Origin of the sequence: Aeromonas sp. R2-1 (assembly GCF_040908425.1) — a bacterium.
In the GTDB taxonomy this organism is placed as follows: Bacteria; Pseudomonadota; Gammaproteobacteria; order Enterobacterales; family Aeromonadaceae; genus Aeromonas; species Aeromonas caviae.
Map to the genome: position 1 here is coordinate 87,403 of NZ_JBFODR010000008.1, position 18,244 is coordinate 105,646.

The window sequence follows — 18,244 nt, forward strand, 5'->3', positions numbered from 1 at the left end:
CCATTCTCCTGACGGATGGGGGAATGCGGATCTTATCACGGGGCAGGTCAGGCAACTGCCTGCATCTGGGTGGTCATGGCGATCTCGGCGCGACGGCGTTTCTCCGCCCGGGCCATCAGATACCAGCTACCGAAGGTGAACAGGGATACCGACAGCAGGATCAGACTCGCGATGGCGTTGATCTCGGGCTTCACGCCGAGACGCACCGCCGAGAACACTTCCATTGGCAAGGTGGTCGAACCCGGGCCGGAGACGAAGCTCGCCAGCACCAGATCATCCAGCGACAGGGCAAACGACATCATGCCACCCGCCGCCAGCGACGGGGCGATCATCGGGATGGTGATCAGGAAGAACACCTTCCAGGGCTTGGCTCCCAGGTCCATGGCCGCCTCCTCGATGGAGAGATCCAGCTCCCGCAACCGCGCCGACACCACGATTGCCACATAGGCGGTACAGAAGGTGGTATGTGCTATCCAGATGGTCAGCATGCCCCGCTCCGCGGGCCAACCCACCAGCTGGGCCATGGCCACGAACAGCAGCAGCAGGGAGAGACCGGTGATCACCTCGGGCATCACCAGCGGCGCCGTCACCATGCCACCGAACAGGGTCCGGCCACGGAAGTGAGGGATCCGGGTCAGCACGAAGGCCGCCAACGTCCCCAGCGCCACCGCCGCGATGGCGGTGTAGAAGGCGATCTCCAGGGAGCGGAACACGGACCCGATCAACTGTTTGTTGTCGAGCAGGCCGAAGTACCACTTGAGCGACCAGCCTCCCCACACCGTCACCAGCTTGGAGGCGTTGAAGGAGTAGATGACCATGATGATCATGGGCAGGTAGATGAACAGCAGACCCAGCCACAGCATCAGCTTGGCAAAACCGAAACGTCTCATGCCTTGCCCTCCAGCTCTTTGGCCTGGTTGCGGTTGAACAGGATGATGGGAATGATCAGCACCGCCAGCATCACCACCGCCAGGGCGGAGGCCACCGGCCAGTCACGGTTGTTGAAGAACTCCTGCCACAACACCTTCCCGATCATCAGGGTCTCCGGACCACCCAGCATCTCGGGAATGACGAACTCGCCCACCACCGGGATGAAGACCAGCATGCAACCGGCGATGATGCCGTTCTTGGAGAGTGGCACCGTGATCTGCCAGAACCGGGTCAGGTTGCGGGCACCCAGGTCGGAGGCCGCCTCCAGCAGGCTCTGGTCGTGCTTGACCAAGTTGGCGTAGAGCGGCAGCACCATGAACGGCAGGTAGGAGTAAACGATGCCGATATAGACCGCCAGGTTGGTATTGAGGATCTGCAGCGGTTCGTCGATCACCCCGATGCCCAGCAGGACGCTGTTGAGCAGGCCGTTGTTGCTGAGGATCCCCATCCAGGCGTATACCCGGATCAGGATCGCCGTCCAGGTCGGCATCATGATGAGCAGCAGCAGAACGGTCTGGGTCTCCTTGTTGGCCCGCGAAATGGCGTAAGCCATGGGATAACCGATCAACAGGCAGAGCAGGGTACTGACTAGGGCTATCTTGAGGGACCCCAGATAAGCCGCGATGTAGAGCTCATCCTCCTGCAGCAGCAGGTAGTTGCCCAGGTTGAGCAGTATGGTGAGCTGATTGTCTGCCCAGCTCACCACGTCCGTATAGGGGGGGATGGCCACGTCCGCTTCGGCGAAGCTGATCTTCACGACGATGATGAAGGGCAGCAGGAAGAAGAGGAACAGCCAGAAGAAGGGGATGCCGATGACCAGCTGCCGCCCTCCCACCTGTTTGAGTCGTCTCAATGCCTTCATGATTGCAGCACCACGCCGCTGTCATCTTCCCAGTAGAGGAACACCTGGTCATCCCAGGTCGGCCGTTTGCCGTGGCGTTCGGCATTGGCGATGAAAGCCTGAACGATTTTGCCCGAGGGCAACTGGATGTGATACACGGAATGGCCGCCCAGATAGGCGATGTCATAAACCTCGCCCTTGGTCCAGTTGAAGTCCGGATGCTCGATCTCTTCCGGCTTTTGCAGGCTCATCAGCAGTTTTTCCGGACGCAGGGCATAGGTGACCTTCTTGTTCTCCGCCCGGGAGCTGATGCCGTGACCCACATAGATGGGCTGCTCCAGATCCGCACAGGCGATGATGGCGTGGTCCTGCTCATCCTCCACCAGCAGGCCGTCAAACAGGTTGACGTTGCCGATGAACTCGCACACCAGCCGGCTGGCCGGGGTTTCGTAGATGTCCATCGGGCTGCCGATCTGCTCGATGCAACCGAGGTGCATGATGGCGATCCGCTCGGCCATGGTCATGGCTTCTTCCTGATCGTGGGTCACCATGACGCAGGTCACGCCGACCCGCTCGATGATCTCGACCAGCTCGAGCTGCATGGTGGAGCGCAGCTTCTTGTCGAGCGCCCCCATGGGCTCGTCCAGCAACAGCAGCTTGGGACGCTTGGCCAGGGAACGGGCCAGGGCCACCCGCTGACGCTGACCACCGGAGAGCTGGTGCGGCTTGCGGCGGGCGTACTGGGTCATCTGCACCAGCTTGAGCATCTCTTCCACCCGGGCATCAATCTCCGCCTTGGGCAGGCCATCCTGCTTGAGGCCGAAGGCGATGTTCTGGGCCACTGTCATGTGGGGGAACAGGGCGTAGGACTGGAACATCATGTTGATGGGGCGTTCATAGGGCGGCATGTCGGTAATGTCGACGCCGTCGAGGAACAGCCGTCCTTCCGTGGGTCGCTCGAACCCGGCCAGCATCCGCAGCAAGGTGGACTTGCCGGAGCCGGACCCACCCAGCAGGGCGAAAATCTCGCCCTTGTGGATGTTGAGAGACACGTTGTCGACCGCCAGCGTTTCGTCGAACTGCTTGCTTACCCTGTCTATTTTGACCAGCACTTCTTTACGCTGCTGGCTGCCCTCGAGGGCTTTCTTGTAGGCACTGGAGGCTATCGCCATTACCAAACTCCCAAAGGTGATTCCGGCCTGGGCCGATCCATCAATACAATCTGGCGCCCCGGGATGGGCGCCAAGGTTAGGTTCCGGATTTGATCTTGGTCCAACTCCGGGTGATCAGGCGCTGCACCGAGCGGGGATGTGCTTCCTGCACATACAGACGCTCAAGCACCGCCTGGGGGGGATAGACTGACTCGTCCTCGCGAACGGCCTTGTCCATGAACTCTCCCGCCTTGATGTTCGGGTTCGCGTAACCCACATAGTCGCTCACCTTGGCGATGACCTGCGGTTCGAGAATGTAGTTGATCAGGGCGTGAGCCTCTTTCACGTTGGTGGCATCGGCCGGGATCGCCATCATGTCGAACCAGAGATTGCCACCCTCCTTGGGGATGCTGTAGGCAATATTGATCCCCTTGCCCGCCTCCTCGGCCCGGGACGCCGCCTGCAGGATGTCGCCGGAGAAACCCGCCGCCACGCAGATGTTGCCGTTGGCGAGGTCACCGATGTACTTGGAGGAGTGGAAGTAGGCCACATAGGGGCGCACCTTGAGCAGCTGCTCTTCGGCCCGCTTGATATCCGCCGGCTCATGGCTGTTGGGGTTGAGCCCCAGGTAGTTGAGGGCAGCCGGGATCATCTCGTCCGCCGAATCGAGGAAGGCCACGCCGCACTGGGAGAGCTTCTTCATGTTTTCCGGCTCGAAGATGGTCGCCCAGGAGTCAATCTTGTCGACACCCAGCACTTCCTTGATCTTGTCGACGTTGTAACCGATGCCGTTGGTGCCCCAGAGGTAGGGCACGGCGTACTGATGGCCCGGATCCACCTTCTCGAGCTGCTTGAGCAGCAAGGGGTCCAGGTTGCTCAGGTTTGGCAGCAGGGTGAGGTCCAGCTTCTGGAAGGCCCCCGCCTTGATCTGCTTGGCCAGGAAATTGTTGGAGGGCACGACCAGATCGTAGCCGGTGCGTCCGGTCAGCAGCTTGCCTTCCAGCGTCTCGTTGGAGTCAAACACGTCGTAGACGGTCTTGATCCCGGTCTTCTGCTGAAAGTCACTGAGGGTGGTCTCGCCGATATAATCGGACCAGTTGTAAAAATGAACCACAGGGGCTGCCTGGGTCAGATTTGCAAACCCCAGGGTCAGGGCCAGCGTTGCCATCTTGGTCATGTGCACTTATCAGTCCTCATTTGTGTGATTTTGCCAGTCGCGCATCCATACGCGCCGTCCAACCTGTCGGGTGGTCACCACCCTCCCGGCCGAACTGCGGACCGGGAGGGGTACTCGTCACTCTTACTTGCCTGACTTGATCTTGGTCCAGCTGCGGGTCATCAGACGCTGCACCTTGGCCGGCAGATCCGGGAAGGTGTAGATCTTCTTGAGGGTATCCGGCGTCGGGTAGATACCCGGGTCGGTACGGATCGCCTCGTCCACCAGCGGCGTGGCCGCCTTGTTGCCGTTCGGGAACTGCACCACGTTGGTGATGTTCGCGATCACGTCCGGCTTCATCAGGTAATTGATAAAGGTGTGGGCCGCCTCGACGTTCTTGGCATCCGCCGGGATGGCGATCATGTCGAAGAAGCTGCCCGCCCCCTCTTTCGGAATGGTGTAAGTCAGGCTGACACCGTTCTTGGCCTCGGCGGCACGCGCCTTGGACTGCTGCAGGTCACCAGAGTAACCCACTGCCACGCACAGGTTGCCGTTGGCCAGATCCGAAATGTACTTGGAGGAGTGGAAATAGGCGGTATAGGGACGGATGGAGAGGAACAGCTCCTCTGCCTTCTTCAGCTCGTCCGGCTTCTGGCTGTCCGGCTTGAAGCCCAGGTATTGCAGGGCGGCCGGCAGCATTTCGGTCGGCGAGTCGAGGAAGGAGACACCGCACTCCTTCAGCTTGGCCATGTTCTCCGGCTTGAACACCAGATCCCAGGAGTCCACCGGGGCATCGGCCCCCAGCACGGCCTTCACCTTCTCGGCGTTGTAGGCATAGCCGATGGTGCCCCACAGGTAAGGGATGGAGTATTGGTTGCCCGGATCGCTCGGTTCGAGCGCCTTGAGCAGGTCGACGTCCAGGTTCTGCCAGTTGGAGAGTTTGGACTTGTCCAGCTTCTGGAAGACACCTGCCTTGATCTGCTTGGCCAGGAAGGGGTTGGACGGTACGACGATGTCATAGCCCGACTTGCCTGCCAGCAACTTGGCTTCCAGCACTTCATTGCTGTCGAACACGTCGTAGACCACCTTGATGCCCGTCTCCTTCTGGAAGTTTTCCAGCGTATCCGGCGCGATATAGTCGCTCCAGTTGTAGACGTGCAGCACCTTCTCGTCGGCCATCGCCCCGGTACTCATCATGACCAGCGCCACGGAAGCAGCCATCATTCCCTTTTTAAAAGACATAGTCCTTGTCTCCTAAGCAAATTGTATGCGTAAGCCAACCTGCCCGGTTCCCGCCTATTCCCGCAGCTTTGCAGCCGTCAGGTCCAGACTGAGCCTGGCCAGTTTGACCAATTCATCCACCTGTTCCTCGGTGATCACCAAGGGGGGCGATATGATCATGGTATCGCCGACAGCCCTCATCACCAAGCCATTGTTAAAACAGAACTCCCGACAGGTCATCCCGGCATGGAGCTCGGCCGGGAAGCGACGTTTCGTCTGCTTGTCCTGCACTATTTCCAGCGCGGCGACCAGGCCTTTTCCACGGGTTTCCCCCACCAGCGGATGGTCCGCCAGCTCAGCCCAGCGGCGCTGCAAATAGGGGCCGATACTATCATGAACTCGCTTAACTATGCTCTCCCTTTGCATAAGCTGGATGTTGGCAATGGCCACGGCGCAGGCGACCGGATGACCGGAATAGGTGAAGCCATGATTGAACTCCCCCCCCTCTTCCACCAGCACCCTGGCTACCCTGTCCCCCACCATCACGGCGCCCATCGGCAAATAGCCCGAGGTGATGCCCTTGGCCAGGCACATGAGGTCCGGTTTGATGCCAAAACCTTCACTGGCAAACCAGTGGCCGGTGCGGCCGAAACCGCAGATCACCTCGTCGGCGATGAGCAGGATGCCGTACTGGTCGCAGATGCGCTGGATCTCGGGCCAGTAGCTCTCGGGCGGAATGATGACCCCCCCCGCACCCTGGATAGGCTCGCCGATGAAGGCGGCTACCTTGTCCACCCCCAGTGCCAGGATCTTCTCTTCCAGCTGGCGGGCCCGGGCCAGACCGAACTCGTGGGCGCTCATGCCCTCTCCCTCACCGAAGTGATAGGGCTGGTCGATGTGTACTATGCCGGGAATGGGCAAGCCGCCCTGGGCGTGCATCCCCTTCATGCCGCCCAGACTGGCCCCCGCCACGGTGGAGCCGTGATAGGCGTTGTGACGGCTGATGATCACCTGCTTGTCAGGTTGTCCCTTGCTGGCCCAGTAGTGACGCACCATGCGCAGCACGGTGTCGTTGCACTCGGAACCCGAACCGGTGAAGAAGACGTGGTTGAGGTGGGAAGGGGTGATCTCGGCCAGCAGGGTGGCCAGCTCGGCAGCAGGGGGGTGGCTGGTCTGGAAGAAGAGGTTGTAGTAGGGCAACTGCTGCATCTGGCGAGTGGCGGCATCCACCAGCTCCTGACGGCCGTAGCCCATGTTGACGCACCACAGGCCCGCCATCCCGTCCAGAATGCGCTTGCCTTCGGAGTCTTCCAGATAGACGCCTTCGGCCTTGGTGATGATGCGACTGCCCTTCTTGTTCAGGGCCTGAAAATCGGTAAACGGATGCAGATGATGGCTGGCTTCCAGTTGCTGCCACTCACGGGTGGTGTGCTGCATTGCTTGCTCCTCGGTTCCTTCGATTCGGCGAATCTTGTCGCCATTCATGAGGGCACGGATGGCCGGCCCGGTCACTGCCATTCACGGGGCTGGCACTCTCTTGCCTGCTCGATGCCTTTCCATGGGGCGAACATCGTCGCCAGTTGATTGCAGGTGACCCCCTCTCCATTGCGGGAGCGGGCCTCACCTTTACTCGGTGCCTTCCGGGTCGCGGGCGCCGCCGCGAGGCGGGCCTTCGGCCCCTTGCTTGCGATATGACGGGGAGAGGCCTCGCCTCCCCCGGGGACAGATCAGACGTTCAGCAGCAGGAATTCCCGTTCCCAGCGGCTGATCACGCCGAAGTAGGTCTCGTACTCCTTGCGTTTGACGGCCACGAAGGCGCGGATGAAGCGCTCCCCCAGCATGTCCTTGATGGGTTCACACTGCTCCAGGTGGCTCAGCGATTCCTCCAGCGAGCGGGGCAGGCTGTAGGGTAGGTCATAGGCACTCGCCTTCATCTCCTGCATGGGTTCCAGCTTCTCCAGCATGCCGAGGTAGCCGCAGGCCAGGGTGGCGGCCAGGGCCAGATACGGGTTGGCATCGGCCCCGGCGAAGCGGTTCTCGACCCGGCGTGCGCTCGGTTCGGAGAAGGGTACCCGCAGGCCGCAGGTGCGGTTTTCCACCCCCCACTGCACGTTGCGCGGCGCACTCTCGCCAAAGGTGAGGCGGCGGTAGGAGTTGACGTTCGGCGCCAGCAGGGCGGTCACTGCCGGGGTGTATTTCTGCAGGCCGGCGATGAAATGCATGAACAGATCGGAGTTGCCCCCTTCGCTGGTACCAAACAGGTTGTTGCCATCCATGTCTTCCAGGCTCTGGTGGATGTGCATGGCGGAACCCGGTTCGTTGCTCATGGGCTTGGCCATGAAGGTGGCATAGATGCCGTGACGATGGGCGGCCTCGCGCATGGTGCGCTTGAACAGAAACACCTGGTCGGCGAGATCGATGGCGTCCCCGTGCAGGAAGTTGATCTCCATCTGGGCGGCGCCGGATTCATGGATCAGGGTGTCCACCTCCAGCTCCTGGGCCTCGCAGTAGTCGTACATGTCCTCGAAGATGGGGTCGAATTCGTTCACCGCATCGATGCTGAACGACTGGCGGGCCGTTTCCGGGCGGCCGTTGCGGCCCACCGGCGGTACCAGCGGATAGTCGGGATCTTCGTTGCGGGTCACCAGGTAGAACTCCAGCTCCGGCGCCACCACCGGCTTCCAGCCCTGCTTCTCGTAGAATGACAGAACCCGGCGCAGCACGGAGCGGGGAGCGATGTCGATGAGCTTGCCGTTGACGTCAAAGCAGTCGTGGATCACCTGGGCGGTGGGCTCCAGCGCCCAGGGTACGAAACGAATGGTGTTGGGATCGGGATAGAGCTGCATGTCCCGCTCCAGCGGGTCTATCATGCTGTCGTCATCCGGGTACTCGCCAGTCACCGTCTGGGTGAAGATGACCTCGGGCAGCCGCATGCCCCCCTCGCGCAGAAACTTGTTGGCTGGAATGATCTTGCCTCGGGCATTGCCGGTGAAATCCGGAAACAGGCACTCCACTTCCGTGATGCGATTGCTCTCCATCCAGCCCTTGATACTGTCCATGTTAAACCCCGACTTTACGGTTGCCATTGTCAAGGGTGTCTAATATAAGGAACACCCTTGTTAAGAAAATGTAATCGACCACACCATAAAAGCCCGTGATAAAGGCCTTTGTCAAGCAGCGGTGTTTAAAAAACTATAAACAACGGCCTGTATAATGACCAGCGCGGCACCAAATACTAAACACTTTGTGTCACGATCAGCCCACTGCAAGCTCGATGCCAACGGCGGCGGGATCTCGTTCGATACTCAGTCAGACCCTGTCGGAGAAGGCCCATTTCTTTGCAAGGGCGCACACTCCTTATCCAATTTCCTTTGCATGTCTGCGTTTTTTTGGTACAAGGCCCGCCCTGATTTGCACTCTCCTGCATGGATTTGGTGCAAAACGGGATACAAGGGCTTGGTCTGACGACAGACAGCCCCCATCAATGGGTAACATTGGGAAACTGACTGGTAGCAAACCGTATGTGTGATTTCATGACAGAAGACCAACTGACCTTCTACAAAGGCCAGATCGAGCGACAAATCCTTGAGCTCGAAGAACGTCTCAACTCCCAGGCCAGCCAGGCTATCGCCACCGATACCAACGAGATGGCGGATGAAATTGACCGTGCCAGTGTCGAGGAGGCCCGTCGCCTGGAGCTGAACCGCATCGAGCACGACAAGTTGCACCTGCGCAAGCTGAAAGGGGCGTTGAAGCGGATCAATGAAGGGGATTTCGGCTATTGCGAATCCTGTGGCGACGAGATCTCTCTCAAGCGGCTGCAGGCCCGTCCCGAGTCCCGCTTCTGTGTTGAATGCCAGAGCACCAAGGAATTCAACGACACTCACGTGTTCCGTCGCGTCGCCTGATGCGGCGAACAAGCCCGGCCTCGGTACGAGCCGGGCACAGGGCAGGCCATGCCCGAAGATGACGCGGCCGGGTGATCCCCGGCCCCTTTCACAGCAAGAGCGTGACAACTTCTGTTAGACTCCGGGCAAGTCCCGGATCCTACAGGAGATCAAAGCGTGAAATGGCTCATCAGGCTGTGCTTGTGCCTGCCATTGCTGGCACAAGCACAGACGCTCACCGTCAAGGTCCCCAGCCGACCGATCAACGATCTCGACAACGAATACCAGCTCAAGCTGCTGGAACTGGCGCTCAACCACGCCGGGCAGCCCTACAAGCTGGAGCGGGTCGACCTCAATCTCAACCAGTACAGCCTCCAGCAGGCGCTTGCCAAGGGCAAGGTCATCAATGTGTTCTGGATGGGTACCTCCAGCGCGCTGGAATCCTCCCTCACCGCAGTGCCAATCCCGCTGTTTCGTGGCCTGGAAGGGCTGCGCCTCTCCTTCATCCACGCCGATGCCCAGGAGCGGTTCAACCAGATCAACACCCTGGCAGACCTCAAGAAACTGAAAGCCGCCCAGGGGGTGGGCTGGGCCGACAACAAGATCCTGGAACTGGCAGGCATTCCCACCTATGCCGGGCGCTACAGCAACCTGTTTCGCCTGATGAATGACGGCGACAAGCTGGACTTCTTCCCCCGTGGTCTGGTGGAAATCTTCGCCGAACGCAGCGAGCTGGCGGCACAATATCCCAACCTGGTGATCGATCAGCACCTGCTGATCCGCTACCCCTTCGCCGAGTTCTTCTTCGTCAGCCCGGAGTCGCCGAAGCTGGCCAAGGCGATCCAGACCGGCCTCGAGCGTGCCTATGCCGACGGTAGCTTCATGGCGTTCTTTCGGGAGAACCCCAAGATCCGCGAGGCCCTGGCCAGCGCCAATCTGGAGCAGAGAGTCACCATCGCCCTGCCCAATCCCGACATGACCCCCTTGCTCAAAAGCATTCCGGCCCAATATTGGGAATATCCACCGTCTCAGGAGTAAATGGGCACGATATCCGGCGTTGAGAATATCCACCGCTGCGAGCATGAGCGGACACGGTCTCCGACGTTGGGAATATCCACCGCTGCGAGCGTGAACGGACAGGGTCTCCGGCGTTGGGAATATCCGCCGCCGGGAGCGTGATCAGCCGCGGGTCATCCCATCCGGTAGGCGCAGCCCGCCGCAGACGCACAGGAACGCGAGGTCGCCCGGCCTCAATACGCGCACCAGGGAGGTGCCATGAAACGACTGGATGACTGGTTTCGCGACTATGGCCAGAGCCATCAACACCCCGTCAATGTGGCCATCCACAAGGTGGCGGTGCCAGGCATTTACCTCTGCATCCTGGCACTGCTCTGGTGCCTGCCCGCCGGTCCCCTGCCAGCGTCCTTCAACTGGGCGGGGCTGGTGGCCATCCCGGTGCTGGTCTTCTACCTGCGGCTGTCGTTGACGATCTTTACGGGGATGACGGCCCTGACCGCCCTGGGACTGGCCTTCTGCCACGTCTGGCAGGGGCCGCTGCTGTGGCCTGCCCTCATCGGGTTCGTGCTGTTCTGGATAGCCCAGTTCGTCGGTCACCACATCGAGGGGAAACGCCCCTCCTTTCTCACCGACCTGCAATTTCTGCTGGTAGGCCCCGCCTGGGTGCTGGCCAGCCTCTATCGTCGTTTGGGCATCCCTTTCTGAGGGAGGCCAACAGGAGAGACCATGAGACATCTTCAGACCCTTGCTCGCACCCTGCCCCTGCTGCTGGGGGCACTGATGGCCGGCCCGGTGCTGGCCGACAAGGCCGATCCCGTCGGCGAGGTGAGCACCGCTTTCAAGCTGCTCGGACCCAACCACAAGATCCTGGTGGAGGCGTTCGACGACCCGAAAATCGCCGGTGTCGCCTGCTATCTGGCCCGCCCCAAGACCGGCGGCGTCAAGGGTGGCCTTGGGCTGGCGGAAGATCCCTCCCACGCCTCCCTCTCATGCCACCAGATCGGCCCCATCACCCTTCCCGCCAAGCTGAAGGCGGGGGAAGAGGTGTTTGATGTCAGCACCTCGCTGGTGTTCAAGGAGCAGAAGGTGGTGCGTTTTTACGACGAGAAGCGCAATGCCCTTGTCTATCTGACCTACAGCACCAAGTTGGTGGATGGTTCGTACAAGAGTGCGGTGAGTGCCGTTCCCATCATGCCCTGGGGTTGAAACAGCGCCACTTATCTCGTGATGCCGGTCACTATTTGTTGTAATTTAACCACATCATTATCTACGGAGAGCGCACCATGAGAGTCGCCGTTTTCAGTACCAAGAGCTACGACAAGGAACATTTCCACCAGGCCAACGCCCAGTACGGTTTCGATCTGGAGTTCTTCGACGTGCGGCTGGAGGCCAAGACGGCCCGTCTCGCCCACGGCTTCCCCGTGGTCTGCCTGTTCGTCAACGATGATGCCGACCGCGAAGTGCTGACCGAGCTGGCGCAGTACGGCACCAGGGTCATCGCCCTGCGCTGCGCCGGTTACAACAACGTGGATCTGGCCGCCGCCAAGGAGCTGGGACTCAAGGTGGTGCGGGTGCCTGCCTACTCCCCCGAGGCCGTTGCCGAACATGCGGTGGGCCTGATGATGACCCTCAACCGCCGCATCCATAAGGCGTATCAGCGCACCCGGGACGCCAACTTCTCCCTGGAGGGGCTGGTCGGCTTCAACATGCATGGCCGCACCGCCGGCATCATAGGCACCGGCAAGATCGGCATCGCCACCTTGCGCATCCTCAAGGGGTTCGGCATGCGCCTGCTGGTGAGCGATCCCTATCCGAACCAGGCGGCCATCGATCTGGGCGCCGAGTACGTGGATCTCGACACCCTATTCCGTCAGTCCGATGTCATCAGCCTGCACTGCCCCCTGTTCAAGGAGAACTATCACCTGCTGAACAAGGAGGCCTTCGCCAAGATGAAGGACGGGGTGATGATCATCAACACCAGCCGGGGCGGCCTGCTCGACTCCAACGCCGCCATCGAGGCCCTCAAGACCTCCCGCATCGGCGCCCTGGGGCTGGACGTCTACGAGGAGGAGGAAGACCTCTTCTTCGAGGACAAGTCCAACGAGGTGATCACCGACGACGTCTTCCGCCGCCTGTCTGCCTGCCACAACGTGCTGTTCACCGGTCACCAGGCCTTCCTGACCCGGGAGGCGCTGCACGCCATCGCCGACACCACCCTCAGCAACATCCAGGCCATCGAGAGCCAGGGCCGCTCTGACAACGAAGTGGAGTGATCCCTGAGGCGTTGTCGCCACGCCATTGATCCCGCCGCCGGGTTGTGAGACCCGGCGGCATCGGGTAGGCTACCAGCCCTTTTTTGTACAGGAGTCTGGCCAGCATGTTCATCGGATTTGATTACGGTACCTCCAACTGTGCCGTCGCCGTGATGGAACAGGGCAGCCCCAGGCTGCTGACCCTCTCCGGTTCCCATTACCTTCCCTCCACCCTGCACGCCCCCCACCGGGACGCCATCGCCGGCCTCCTGGCCGAAGGCCTGGCCCCCGTCCAGCAGAGCGAATACCTCAAGCTGCGCGGTCCCGTGGTGACCCGGGCACAAGCGGTGCGCCGCCAGATGCGCGAAGAGGGACTCATCGACGAGCTGAGCTTCGGCGGTGCGGCGCTGGCGCGCTATCTGGAAGAGCCGGACGAGGGCTACTACATCAAGTCCCCCAAATCCTTTCTCGGGGCCTATGGCCTCAAGGCTCCCCAGATCGCCCTGTTCGAGGACATCGTCTGCGCCATGATGCTGCACGTGCGCCGGGAGGCGGAGCAACAGACGGGCAGCACCATCCGCCAGGCGGTGATCGGCCGACCGGTCAACTTCCAGGGACTGGCGGGGGAAGAGAGCAACCGCCAGGCCATCGCCATCCTGAGCGAGGCGGCACGCCTCGCCGGGTTCGAGCGGGTGGAGTTCCTCTATGAGCCGGTGGCCGCCGGCTTCGAGTTCGAAGCGCGCCTCACCGAGGATGCGGTGGTGCTGGTGGTGGACATCGGGGGCGGGACCACCGACTGCTCCGTGCTGCGCATGGGCCCGAGCCACCGTGACCAGCTGGATCGCAGCGGCGACCTGCTCGGTCACAGCGGCCAGCGCATCGGGGGCAACGACTTCGACATCCGCCTGACCGTGGAGGGCATGATGCCGCTGCTCGGCATGCACGAGACCCTCAAGACCGGCAAGCCGCTGCCCCATCCCCTGTTCTGGGACGCCGCCGCCATCAATGACGTCAGTGCCCAGAGCCGTTTCTACAGCCTGGATACCGCCCGCCAGTTGCAGGATCTCCAGCTCGACAGCCAGCCCGGCAGCAAGCTCCCGCGCCTCGCCAGCCTGCGGGCCCACAAGCTGAGCCATCAACTGGTGTGGCGCGCCGAGCAGGGCAAGATCGCCCTCTCCGACCACGAGCACAATCACCAGACCCTGAACGAGCTGGAAAAAGGGCTGGAGGCGGCACTCACCCGCCCCCAGCTGGCCAGTGCTTCCGCCCCCTTGCTGGAGAAGATTGGCGAGCTGATGGACGAGGCTATCCTGGCGGCAGGCGTGCAGCCTGACCGGGTCTTCGTCACCGGCGGCAGTGCCCGCTCCCCCCTCATCAAGGCCTTCATCCAGCAGAAACTGCCCAAGGTACCGCTGGAGGGGGGTGATGACTTCGGTTCGGTGGCCTCGGGCCTCGCCCGCTATGCCGAGCGCCTGTTTGCGGACTGAGACGGCCAGGGGAGCCATGGGCAACCGGTAGACAGGTTCGCTCGGGGCGGGTGTTGCCATTTGCCGACACCCCCTCTTCCCCCGGGGCGACAGAAGCGGTCGGGCTCCTCCCCCCTCGCCCTGCCGCCCGGGCCCGGGGACGGGTATGCTTGTCATACCCACCACCGGAGCCCCTTCAATGCCCAGATACCTGCTACTGCTGCTCGCCCTGCTTCTGCTCAGCGCCTGCAGCAGTGCTCCCCGCTTTGCCTCGCAAGATCTGCAACACCATCACTGGGTGCTCGATCGGCTGGATGGCCAGGCCATCGCCAGCCGCCGCAGCAATCCCCCCGACATCGAGATCGGTGAGCACTTCACCGTCAACGGCATCGCCGGTTGCAACCGCTACTTCGGCCAGGGTCACCTCAAGGGGAACAAGCTCTGGGTCACCAGCCTCGGCAGCACCGCCATGGCCTGCCCCCCCGAACTCGATCTGATAGAGCAGGCCGTGCTCGCCACCCTGACGGAGGGGGCCACACTGAGCGGTTCCACCCGGACCCTGATCCTCCAGGGAAAACGGCACCGTTTGGAATACAGACTGCAAGACTGGGTGTACTAGGGCTCACAAAACCGCTCGCCAGCAGGAACAACTGGCCAGGCTGTGGCACAATATGAGGCATTGTTAGCAATGGAGGCTGCCTCAGCCATGTCGATGGATCGCCTGTTTGGCAAGATCAAGCAACTGCCCACAATTCCGAAACTGCTGCACGAGCTGATGCAGAGTTTCAACGACGAGAATGCCCGCATCGACGAGATCGCGGCCAAGATCGCCATGGACCAGGTGATCAGCGTCAAGGTACTGCGGATGGCCAACTCCGCCGCCCTGCGCCGTGGCAATGAAATCACCTCCATCGAACAGGCGGTGATCCGCCTCGGTTTCAACCGCCTGCGCTCCGTGGTGGTCGCCTCCGGCATCATCAGCAGCTTCAAGGCCCCCCCCGGCTTTGACAAGCTCCACTTCTGGACCCAGACCTTCCAGGTCGCCACCATTGCCCGCACCCTGGCACAGCAGACCACCTCGGTGGATCCCGAGACCGCCTTCACCTGCGCCCTCATTCACAACATCGGCGAGCTGCTGATCCAGAGCACCCTGCCGGAAGAGGCGGGGCTCATCAATCTGGCCATCGAGAAAGGCAGCAGCCGGGTCGATGCCCAGCGGGAGATGCTGGGTTACGACTATGCCCAGCTCGGCGCAGAGCTGGCGCGGCGCTGGAACCTGTCGCCCGCCTTCGTGGATGCCATCGCCCAGCAGCTCGACCCCCTCTCCCACGATCCGGTCAGCAAGGAGGCCGTGCTCATCCGGCTCGCCGTCTTCGTCTCCTTCGCCTGGCAGGCCGGCGTACCGGCACAGGCCATCATCGCCCGTTTCCCCAGAACCCTGGCCGACCAGCTGGGGCTGGATCCCGCCAGCCTGGCGGATCAGCTGGAGCAGCTGCACGAACAGGGCAACGCCCTGGCCGATTTGCTGACCCAGTAGATGCACAACGGCCGATCAGCAGGAGCCGGATCCCCGTCTCATTCTGGCGGATCAGCTCGAACAGCTGCACGAACAGGGCAACGCCCTGGCCGATTTGCTGACCCAATAGCGTCACGGCAGACCGCCCAGCCAAGCCGGAAGCACCGTCTCATTCTGGCCGGTCGTCACATACACACGCCCATGGACGGGATAAGATGGCCTGCGCCCATCCCCCATTCCTGAGCCTCTCTGACACAGTAGATACCATGACCCACCCCTTCCTGTTTCACCCCCAGGCGGCACCCTGGTTCAAAGAGAGTGCCGACACCCTGCAGCTCACCCTGTTCAGCGAGCTGGACGCCCCCATCCGCGAGGTGTGGCTGCGCCACGAGCCGGACAACGAGGAGTATCTGGTCGCCATGACGCCGGTCGCCACCCGGGACAGGCTTCAGGTCTGGCAGGTCGAACTGCCGCTGGCCAGAGGGCAGGAGATCCACCTCTACTGCTTCAAGTGCCTCACCGACGAGGAGCAGTGGTGGCTGCACGGGGCAGGCGTCAGCGCCGCCATGCCGCCGCGGGAGCAGCATTTCCGCTTCAACAGCCATCACCAGCCCCCGGCCTGGGTGCAGGATCAGGTGTTCTACCAGATCTTCCCCGACCGCTTCTGCAACGGCGACCCGTCGCTGAGCGTCAAGCATCACGAGTACGAGTACAGGGGCAAGGCGGTCATCAGCAAGGCCTGGGGCGAGCCGGTCAGCCGCCACGAAGAGGGGCACGGCGCCTGTGAATTCTACGGCGGGGATCTGGCGGGCATCGACGCCAAGCTGCACTACCTGCAATCCCTGGGGGTGACGGCGCTCTACCTCAACCCCATCTTCGATTCGCCGAGCAACCACAAGTACGACACCCAGGACTACTTCAAGGTGGATGCGCACCTCGGTACCAATGCCCAGTTTGCCGAGCTGACCCGCAACCTGCACCAGCGCGGCATGAGGATCATCCTGGATGCGGTGGTCAACCACACCTCCACCGAGCACCCCTGGTTCTGCCCGCCGCTGGGCGCCCAGAGCAACCCGGACTCCCCCTGGCGCAGCTTCTACACCTTCGATCAGGAAGGGGATTATGTTAGCTGGAAAGGGATCCGCAGCCTGCCCAAGCTGGATTTCTCAAGTGAACAGGTGCAGGACGCCGTTTATCGGGCAGACAACGCCATTCTGCGCTACTGGATGCGCGCCCCCTACCAGATCGATGGCTGGCGCTTTGACGTCATCCACATGCTGGGGGAGCGGGGCACTGCCGAGGGCAATCGCGGCCATGTGCGCGCCATTCGCGGTGCGGTGAAGCAGGAGAATCCGGACGCCTACGTGCTGGGCGAGCACTTCTTCGAAGCGAGCCAGTGGCTGCAGGGGGATCAGGAGGACGGCGCCATGAACTACTACGGCTTCGCCCACCCCATCCGCGCCTTCCTGGCGGGGCAGGACATCGCCTATCACCCCATCAAGATCAGCGCCACCGAGCTGGATCACTGGCTCAAGCTGGCGCGGGCCCATATTCCGTTCAAGAACCAGCTGGCCCAGTTCAACCTGCTGGACAGCCACGACACCGCCCGCTTCCTGCACCTGCTGGGGGAAGACAAGCAGCGGATGCGACTCGCCGCCACCCTGCTCATCACCTACATCGGTGTGCCCTCCATCTACTACGGCGACGAGGTGGGGCTCTCCGGCGGCAACGACCCGGACTGCCGCCGCTGCTTCCCCTGGGATACCACCGACTGGGATCACGTGCTGCACGACCACTATCGCCGCCTGATCCAGCTGCGCCGCCAGCGCCCGGCCCTGCGTCGGGGAGACATCCAGACCCTCTACGCCGGCCCTCACAGCTATGTGTTCGCCCGTACCCTGCAAAGCGATCAGGTGGTGGTCGCCTGCAACCGCCACCCCACGGAGCCGCGCACCATCAGCCTGCCCCTGTGGCAGACCGCCAGCCCCGCCAGCCGCTTCACCGACGCCTTCAACGGCGACAAGTTCGAGGTGGTGCAGGGGGAGGTGCAGCTCACGATCCCGGCCAACTCCGCCAGGGTACTGCTGTCGAGCTAGGGATAGCGGCAATAGAAAACCGGCGCTCGGGGCGCCGGTTTTTTTATGCCTGCATCCCCCGAAGTGGCGGATGCTGCCTCATCGCTGTTTTTCGATCCGATAGCCCTACGTCACCATGTGTGATGCGACGAATGCATCAAACATCATCTCTTCATCAGTAGTTGATGCTGACATAGGGGACTTCGGTCACATCCCACGCCTGCTTGAGGTAGACGGTGAGCACGAAGAAGAAGTTGGCCAGCAGATTGGCGAAGCGATAGAGGATGGGATCGAAGCGCACGCCGCTCTCTTCCAGGCGTACCAGCAGACGCACCACCTTCTTGCTGCCACAGCGGCACAGGTGCAGGGTGGGAATGGGCTGGGGCCCCTGGGGCAGCACGAAGCCGGTCACCCGGCCGCGACTCGCCTCGTTGTAGTGATCGTACCGCCCCTTCAGCCAGTCCAGATCCTCCTCGAAGATGCCGAGCCGTCCCCGCACCGAGCCGTTGAGGTTGTAGATGAGCCGCTGCAGGGTCGCCAGATCCGCCATCACGGGCTGGGTATCCTCATCCGGTATCAGATGAGAGAGCACGGCCCCCACCTGGCAGCAGAGCTCGTCGGTGGCGATCTCGTAGTCGCACTGGAACTGGGTTTCGAAGATGAAGGGGTAGCAGAGCTCGCGCTTGTCTCTTGGCTTCTTGGGGTTCATGGCATCGCCGGGCTGGGGAAAAG

General features: G+C 61.9%; 17 protein-coding genes. 9 read left to right on the plus strand and 8 right to left on the minus strand.

The window, feature by feature from the left end; all coding sequences use genetic code 11:
• Nucleotides 1-47 precede the first annotated feature (47 nt).
• From AB5Y80_RS01910 to AB5Y80_RS01940, 7 genes are all read right to left on the minus strand, one after another.
• On the minus strand, nt 48-890 hold the full coding sequence (locus tag AB5Y80_RS01910) for an ABC transporter permease subunit (protein WP_104452119.1): 843 nt from the start codon (nt 888-890) through the stop codon (nt 48-50).
• Nucleotides 887-1,792 (minus strand): ABC transporter permease subunit, encoded by a 906-nt coding sequence (locus AB5Y80_RS01915; protein ID WP_010676055.1) that lies wholly within the window; start codon nt 1,790-1,792, stop codon nt 887-889. The genes AB5Y80_RS01910 and AB5Y80_RS01915 overlap by 4 nt, the downstream gene beginning before the upstream one ends.
• Nucleotides 1,789-2,943 (minus strand): polyamine ABC transporter ATP-binding protein, encoded by a 1,155-nt coding sequence (gene potA / locus AB5Y80_RS01920; protein WP_010676056.1) that lies wholly within the window; start codon nt 2,941-2,943, stop codon nt 1,789-1,791. Before potA ends, AB5Y80_RS01915 begins: the two co-directional genes overlap by 4 nt.
• Nucleotides 2,944-3,019: 76 nt before the next feature.
• Nucleotides 3,020-4,105, minus strand: coding sequence for a polyamine ABC transporter substrate-binding protein (locus AB5Y80_RS01925; RefSeq protein ID WP_201890749.1), 1,086 nt, complete (start codon nt 4,103-4,105; stop codon nt 3,020-3,022).
• Nucleotides 4,106-4,222: 117 nt separating this feature from the next.
• Nucleotides 4,223-5,320, minus strand: a complete 1,098-nt coding sequence (locus tag AB5Y80_RS01930; RefSeq protein ID WP_039039663.1) for a polyamine ABC transporter substrate-binding protein — start codon at nt 5,318-5,320, stop codon at nt 4,223-4,225.
• Nucleotides 5,321-5,374: 54 nt separating this feature from the next.
• The gene (locus AB5Y80_RS01935) at nt 5,375-6,736 is read right to left on the minus strand and encodes an aspartate aminotransferase family protein (RefSeq protein WP_010676059.1); all 1,362 of its coding nucleotides are present in this window, start codon (nt 6,734-6,736) and stop codon (nt 5,375-5,377) included.
• Between the two features lie 290 nt (nt 6,737-7,026).
• Entirely contained in the window at nt 7,027-8,358 is a 1,332-nt protein-coding gene (locus tag AB5Y80_RS01940) for a glutamine synthetase family protein (protein ID WP_010676060.1), read from the minus strand.
• 462 nt (nt 8,359-8,820) lie between these two features.
• Here AB5Y80_RS01940 and AB5Y80_RS01945 point away from each other — a divergent pair, with 462 nt between their 5' ends.
• From AB5Y80_RS01945 to malZ, 9 genes are all read left to right on the plus strand, one after another.
• Nucleotides 8,821-9,207, plus strand: a complete 387-nt coding sequence (locus tag AB5Y80_RS01945) for a TraR/DksA C4-type zinc finger protein (protein WP_010676061.1) — start codon at nt 8,821-8,823, stop codon at nt 9,205-9,207.
• 156 nt (nt 9,208-9,363) lie between these two features.
• The gene (locus AB5Y80_RS01950; protein WP_010676062.1) at nt 9,364-10,224 is read left to right on the plus strand and encodes a hypothetical protein; all 861 of its coding nucleotides are present in this window, start codon (nt 9,364-9,366) and stop codon (nt 10,222-10,224) included.
• A gap of 237 nt (nt 10,225-10,461) precedes the next feature.
• Nucleotides 10,462-10,908, plus strand: a complete 447-nt coding sequence (locus AB5Y80_RS01955) for a DUF962 domain-containing protein (protein WP_041214237.1) — start codon at nt 10,462-10,464, stop codon at nt 10,906-10,908.
• A 21-nt stretch (nt 10,909-10,929) separates the two neighbouring features.
• Nucleotides 10,930-11,409, plus strand: a complete 480-nt coding sequence (locus AB5Y80_RS01960) for a CreA family protein (protein ID WP_041214236.1) — start codon at nt 10,930-10,932, stop codon at nt 11,407-11,409.
• A 77-nt stretch (nt 11,410-11,486) separates the two neighbouring features.
• Nucleotides 11,487-12,476 (plus strand): 2-hydroxyacid dehydrogenase, encoded by a 990-nt coding sequence (locus AB5Y80_RS01965; RefSeq protein ID WP_042878605.1) that lies wholly within the window; start codon nt 11,487-11,489, stop codon nt 12,474-12,476.
• 104 nt (nt 12,477-12,580) lie between these two features.
• On the plus strand, nt 12,581-13,942 hold the full coding sequence (gene yegD, locus AB5Y80_RS01970) for a molecular chaperone (RefSeq protein WP_042878606.1): 1,362 nt from the start codon (nt 12,581-12,583) through the stop codon (nt 13,940-13,942).
• A gap of 178 nt (nt 13,943-14,120) precedes the next feature.
• On the plus strand, nt 14,121-14,540 hold the full coding sequence (locus AB5Y80_RS01975; protein ID WP_368172463.1) for an META domain-containing protein: 420 nt from the start codon (nt 14,121-14,123) through the stop codon (nt 14,538-14,540).
• 69 nt (nt 14,541-14,609) lie between these two features.
• A complete protein-coding gene (locus AB5Y80_RS01980; protein WP_039039670.1) occupies nt 14,610-15,458 on the plus strand; it encodes an HDOD domain-containing protein in 849 nt (282 codons plus the stop codon).
• Nucleotides 15,459-15,703: 245 nt separating this feature from the next.
• Nucleotides 15,704-17,533 carry a maltodextrin glucosidase gene (gene malZ / locus AB5Y80_RS01985; protein ID WP_029314873.1) on the plus strand — a complete coding sequence of 610 codons (1,830 nt, stop codon included), beginning with the start codon at nt 15,704-15,706 and terminating at the stop codon, nt 17,531-17,533.
• Nucleotides 17,534-17,687: 154 nt separating this feature from the next.
• Here malZ and AB5Y80_RS01990 read toward each other — a convergent pair whose 3' ends face one another.
• On the minus strand, nt 17,688-18,221 hold the full coding sequence (locus AB5Y80_RS01990) for an ATP--cob(I)alamin adenosyltransferase (RefSeq protein ID WP_104452114.1): 534 nt from the start codon (nt 18,219-18,221) through the stop codon (nt 17,688-17,690).
• Nucleotides 18,222-18,244 lie beyond the last annotated feature (23 nt).

Coding starts and splice junctions, on each gene's coding strand:
- AB5Y80_RS01910 (WP_104452119.1), bottom strand. CDS start 890: ATGAGACGTTTCGGTTTTGCCAAGCTGATGCTGTGGCTGGGTCTGCTG.
- AB5Y80_RS01915 (WP_010676055.1), bottom strand. CDS start 1,792: ATGAAGGCATTGAGACGACTCAAACAGGTGGGAGGGCGGCAGCTGGTC.
- potA (WP_010676056.1), bottom strand. CDS start 2,943: ATGGCGATAGCCTCCAGTGCCTACAAGAAAGCCCTCGAGGGCAGCCAG.
- AB5Y80_RS01930 (WP_039039663.1), bottom strand. CDS start 5,320: ATGTCTTTTAAAAAGGGAATGATGGCTGCTTCCGTGGCGCTGGTCATG.
- AB5Y80_RS01935 (WP_010676059.1), bottom strand. CDS start 6,736: ATGCAGCACACCACCCGTGAGTGGCAGCAACTGGAAGCCAGCCATCAT.
- AB5Y80_RS01940 (WP_010676060.1), bottom strand. CDS start 8,358: ATGGACAGTATCAAGGGCTGGATGGAGAGCAATCGCATCACGGAAGTG.
- AB5Y80_RS01945 (WP_010676061.1), top strand. CDS start 8,821: ATGTGTGATTTCATGACAGAAGACCAACTGACCTTCTACAAAGGCCAG.
- AB5Y80_RS01955 (WP_041214237.1), top strand. CDS start 10,462: ATGAAACGACTGGATGACTGGTTTCGCGACTATGGCCAGAGCCATCAA.
- AB5Y80_RS01960 (WP_041214236.1), top strand. CDS start 10,930: ATGAGACATCTTCAGACCCTTGCTCGCACCCTGCCCCTGCTGCTGGGG.
- AB5Y80_RS01965 (WP_042878605.1), top strand. CDS start 11,487: ATGAGAGTCGCCGTTTTCAGTACCAAGAGCTACGACAAGGAACATTTC.
- yegD (WP_042878606.1), top strand. CDS start 12,581: ATGTTCATCGGATTTGATTACGGTACCTCCAACTGTGCCGTCGCCGTG.
- AB5Y80_RS01975 (WP_368172463.1), top strand. CDS start 14,121: ATGCCCAGATACCTGCTACTGCTGCTCGCCCTGCTTCTGCTCAGCGCC.
- AB5Y80_RS01980 (WP_039039670.1), top strand. CDS start 14,610: ATGGAGGCTGCCTCAGCCATGTCGATGGATCGCCTGTTTGGCAAGATC.
- malZ (WP_029314873.1), top strand. CDS start 15,704: ATGACCCACCCCTTCCTGTTTCACCCCCAGGCGGCACCCTGGTTCAAA.
- AB5Y80_RS01990 (WP_104452114.1), bottom strand. CDS start 18,221: ATGAACCCCAAGAAGCCAAGAGACAAGCGCGAGCTCTGCTACCCCTTC.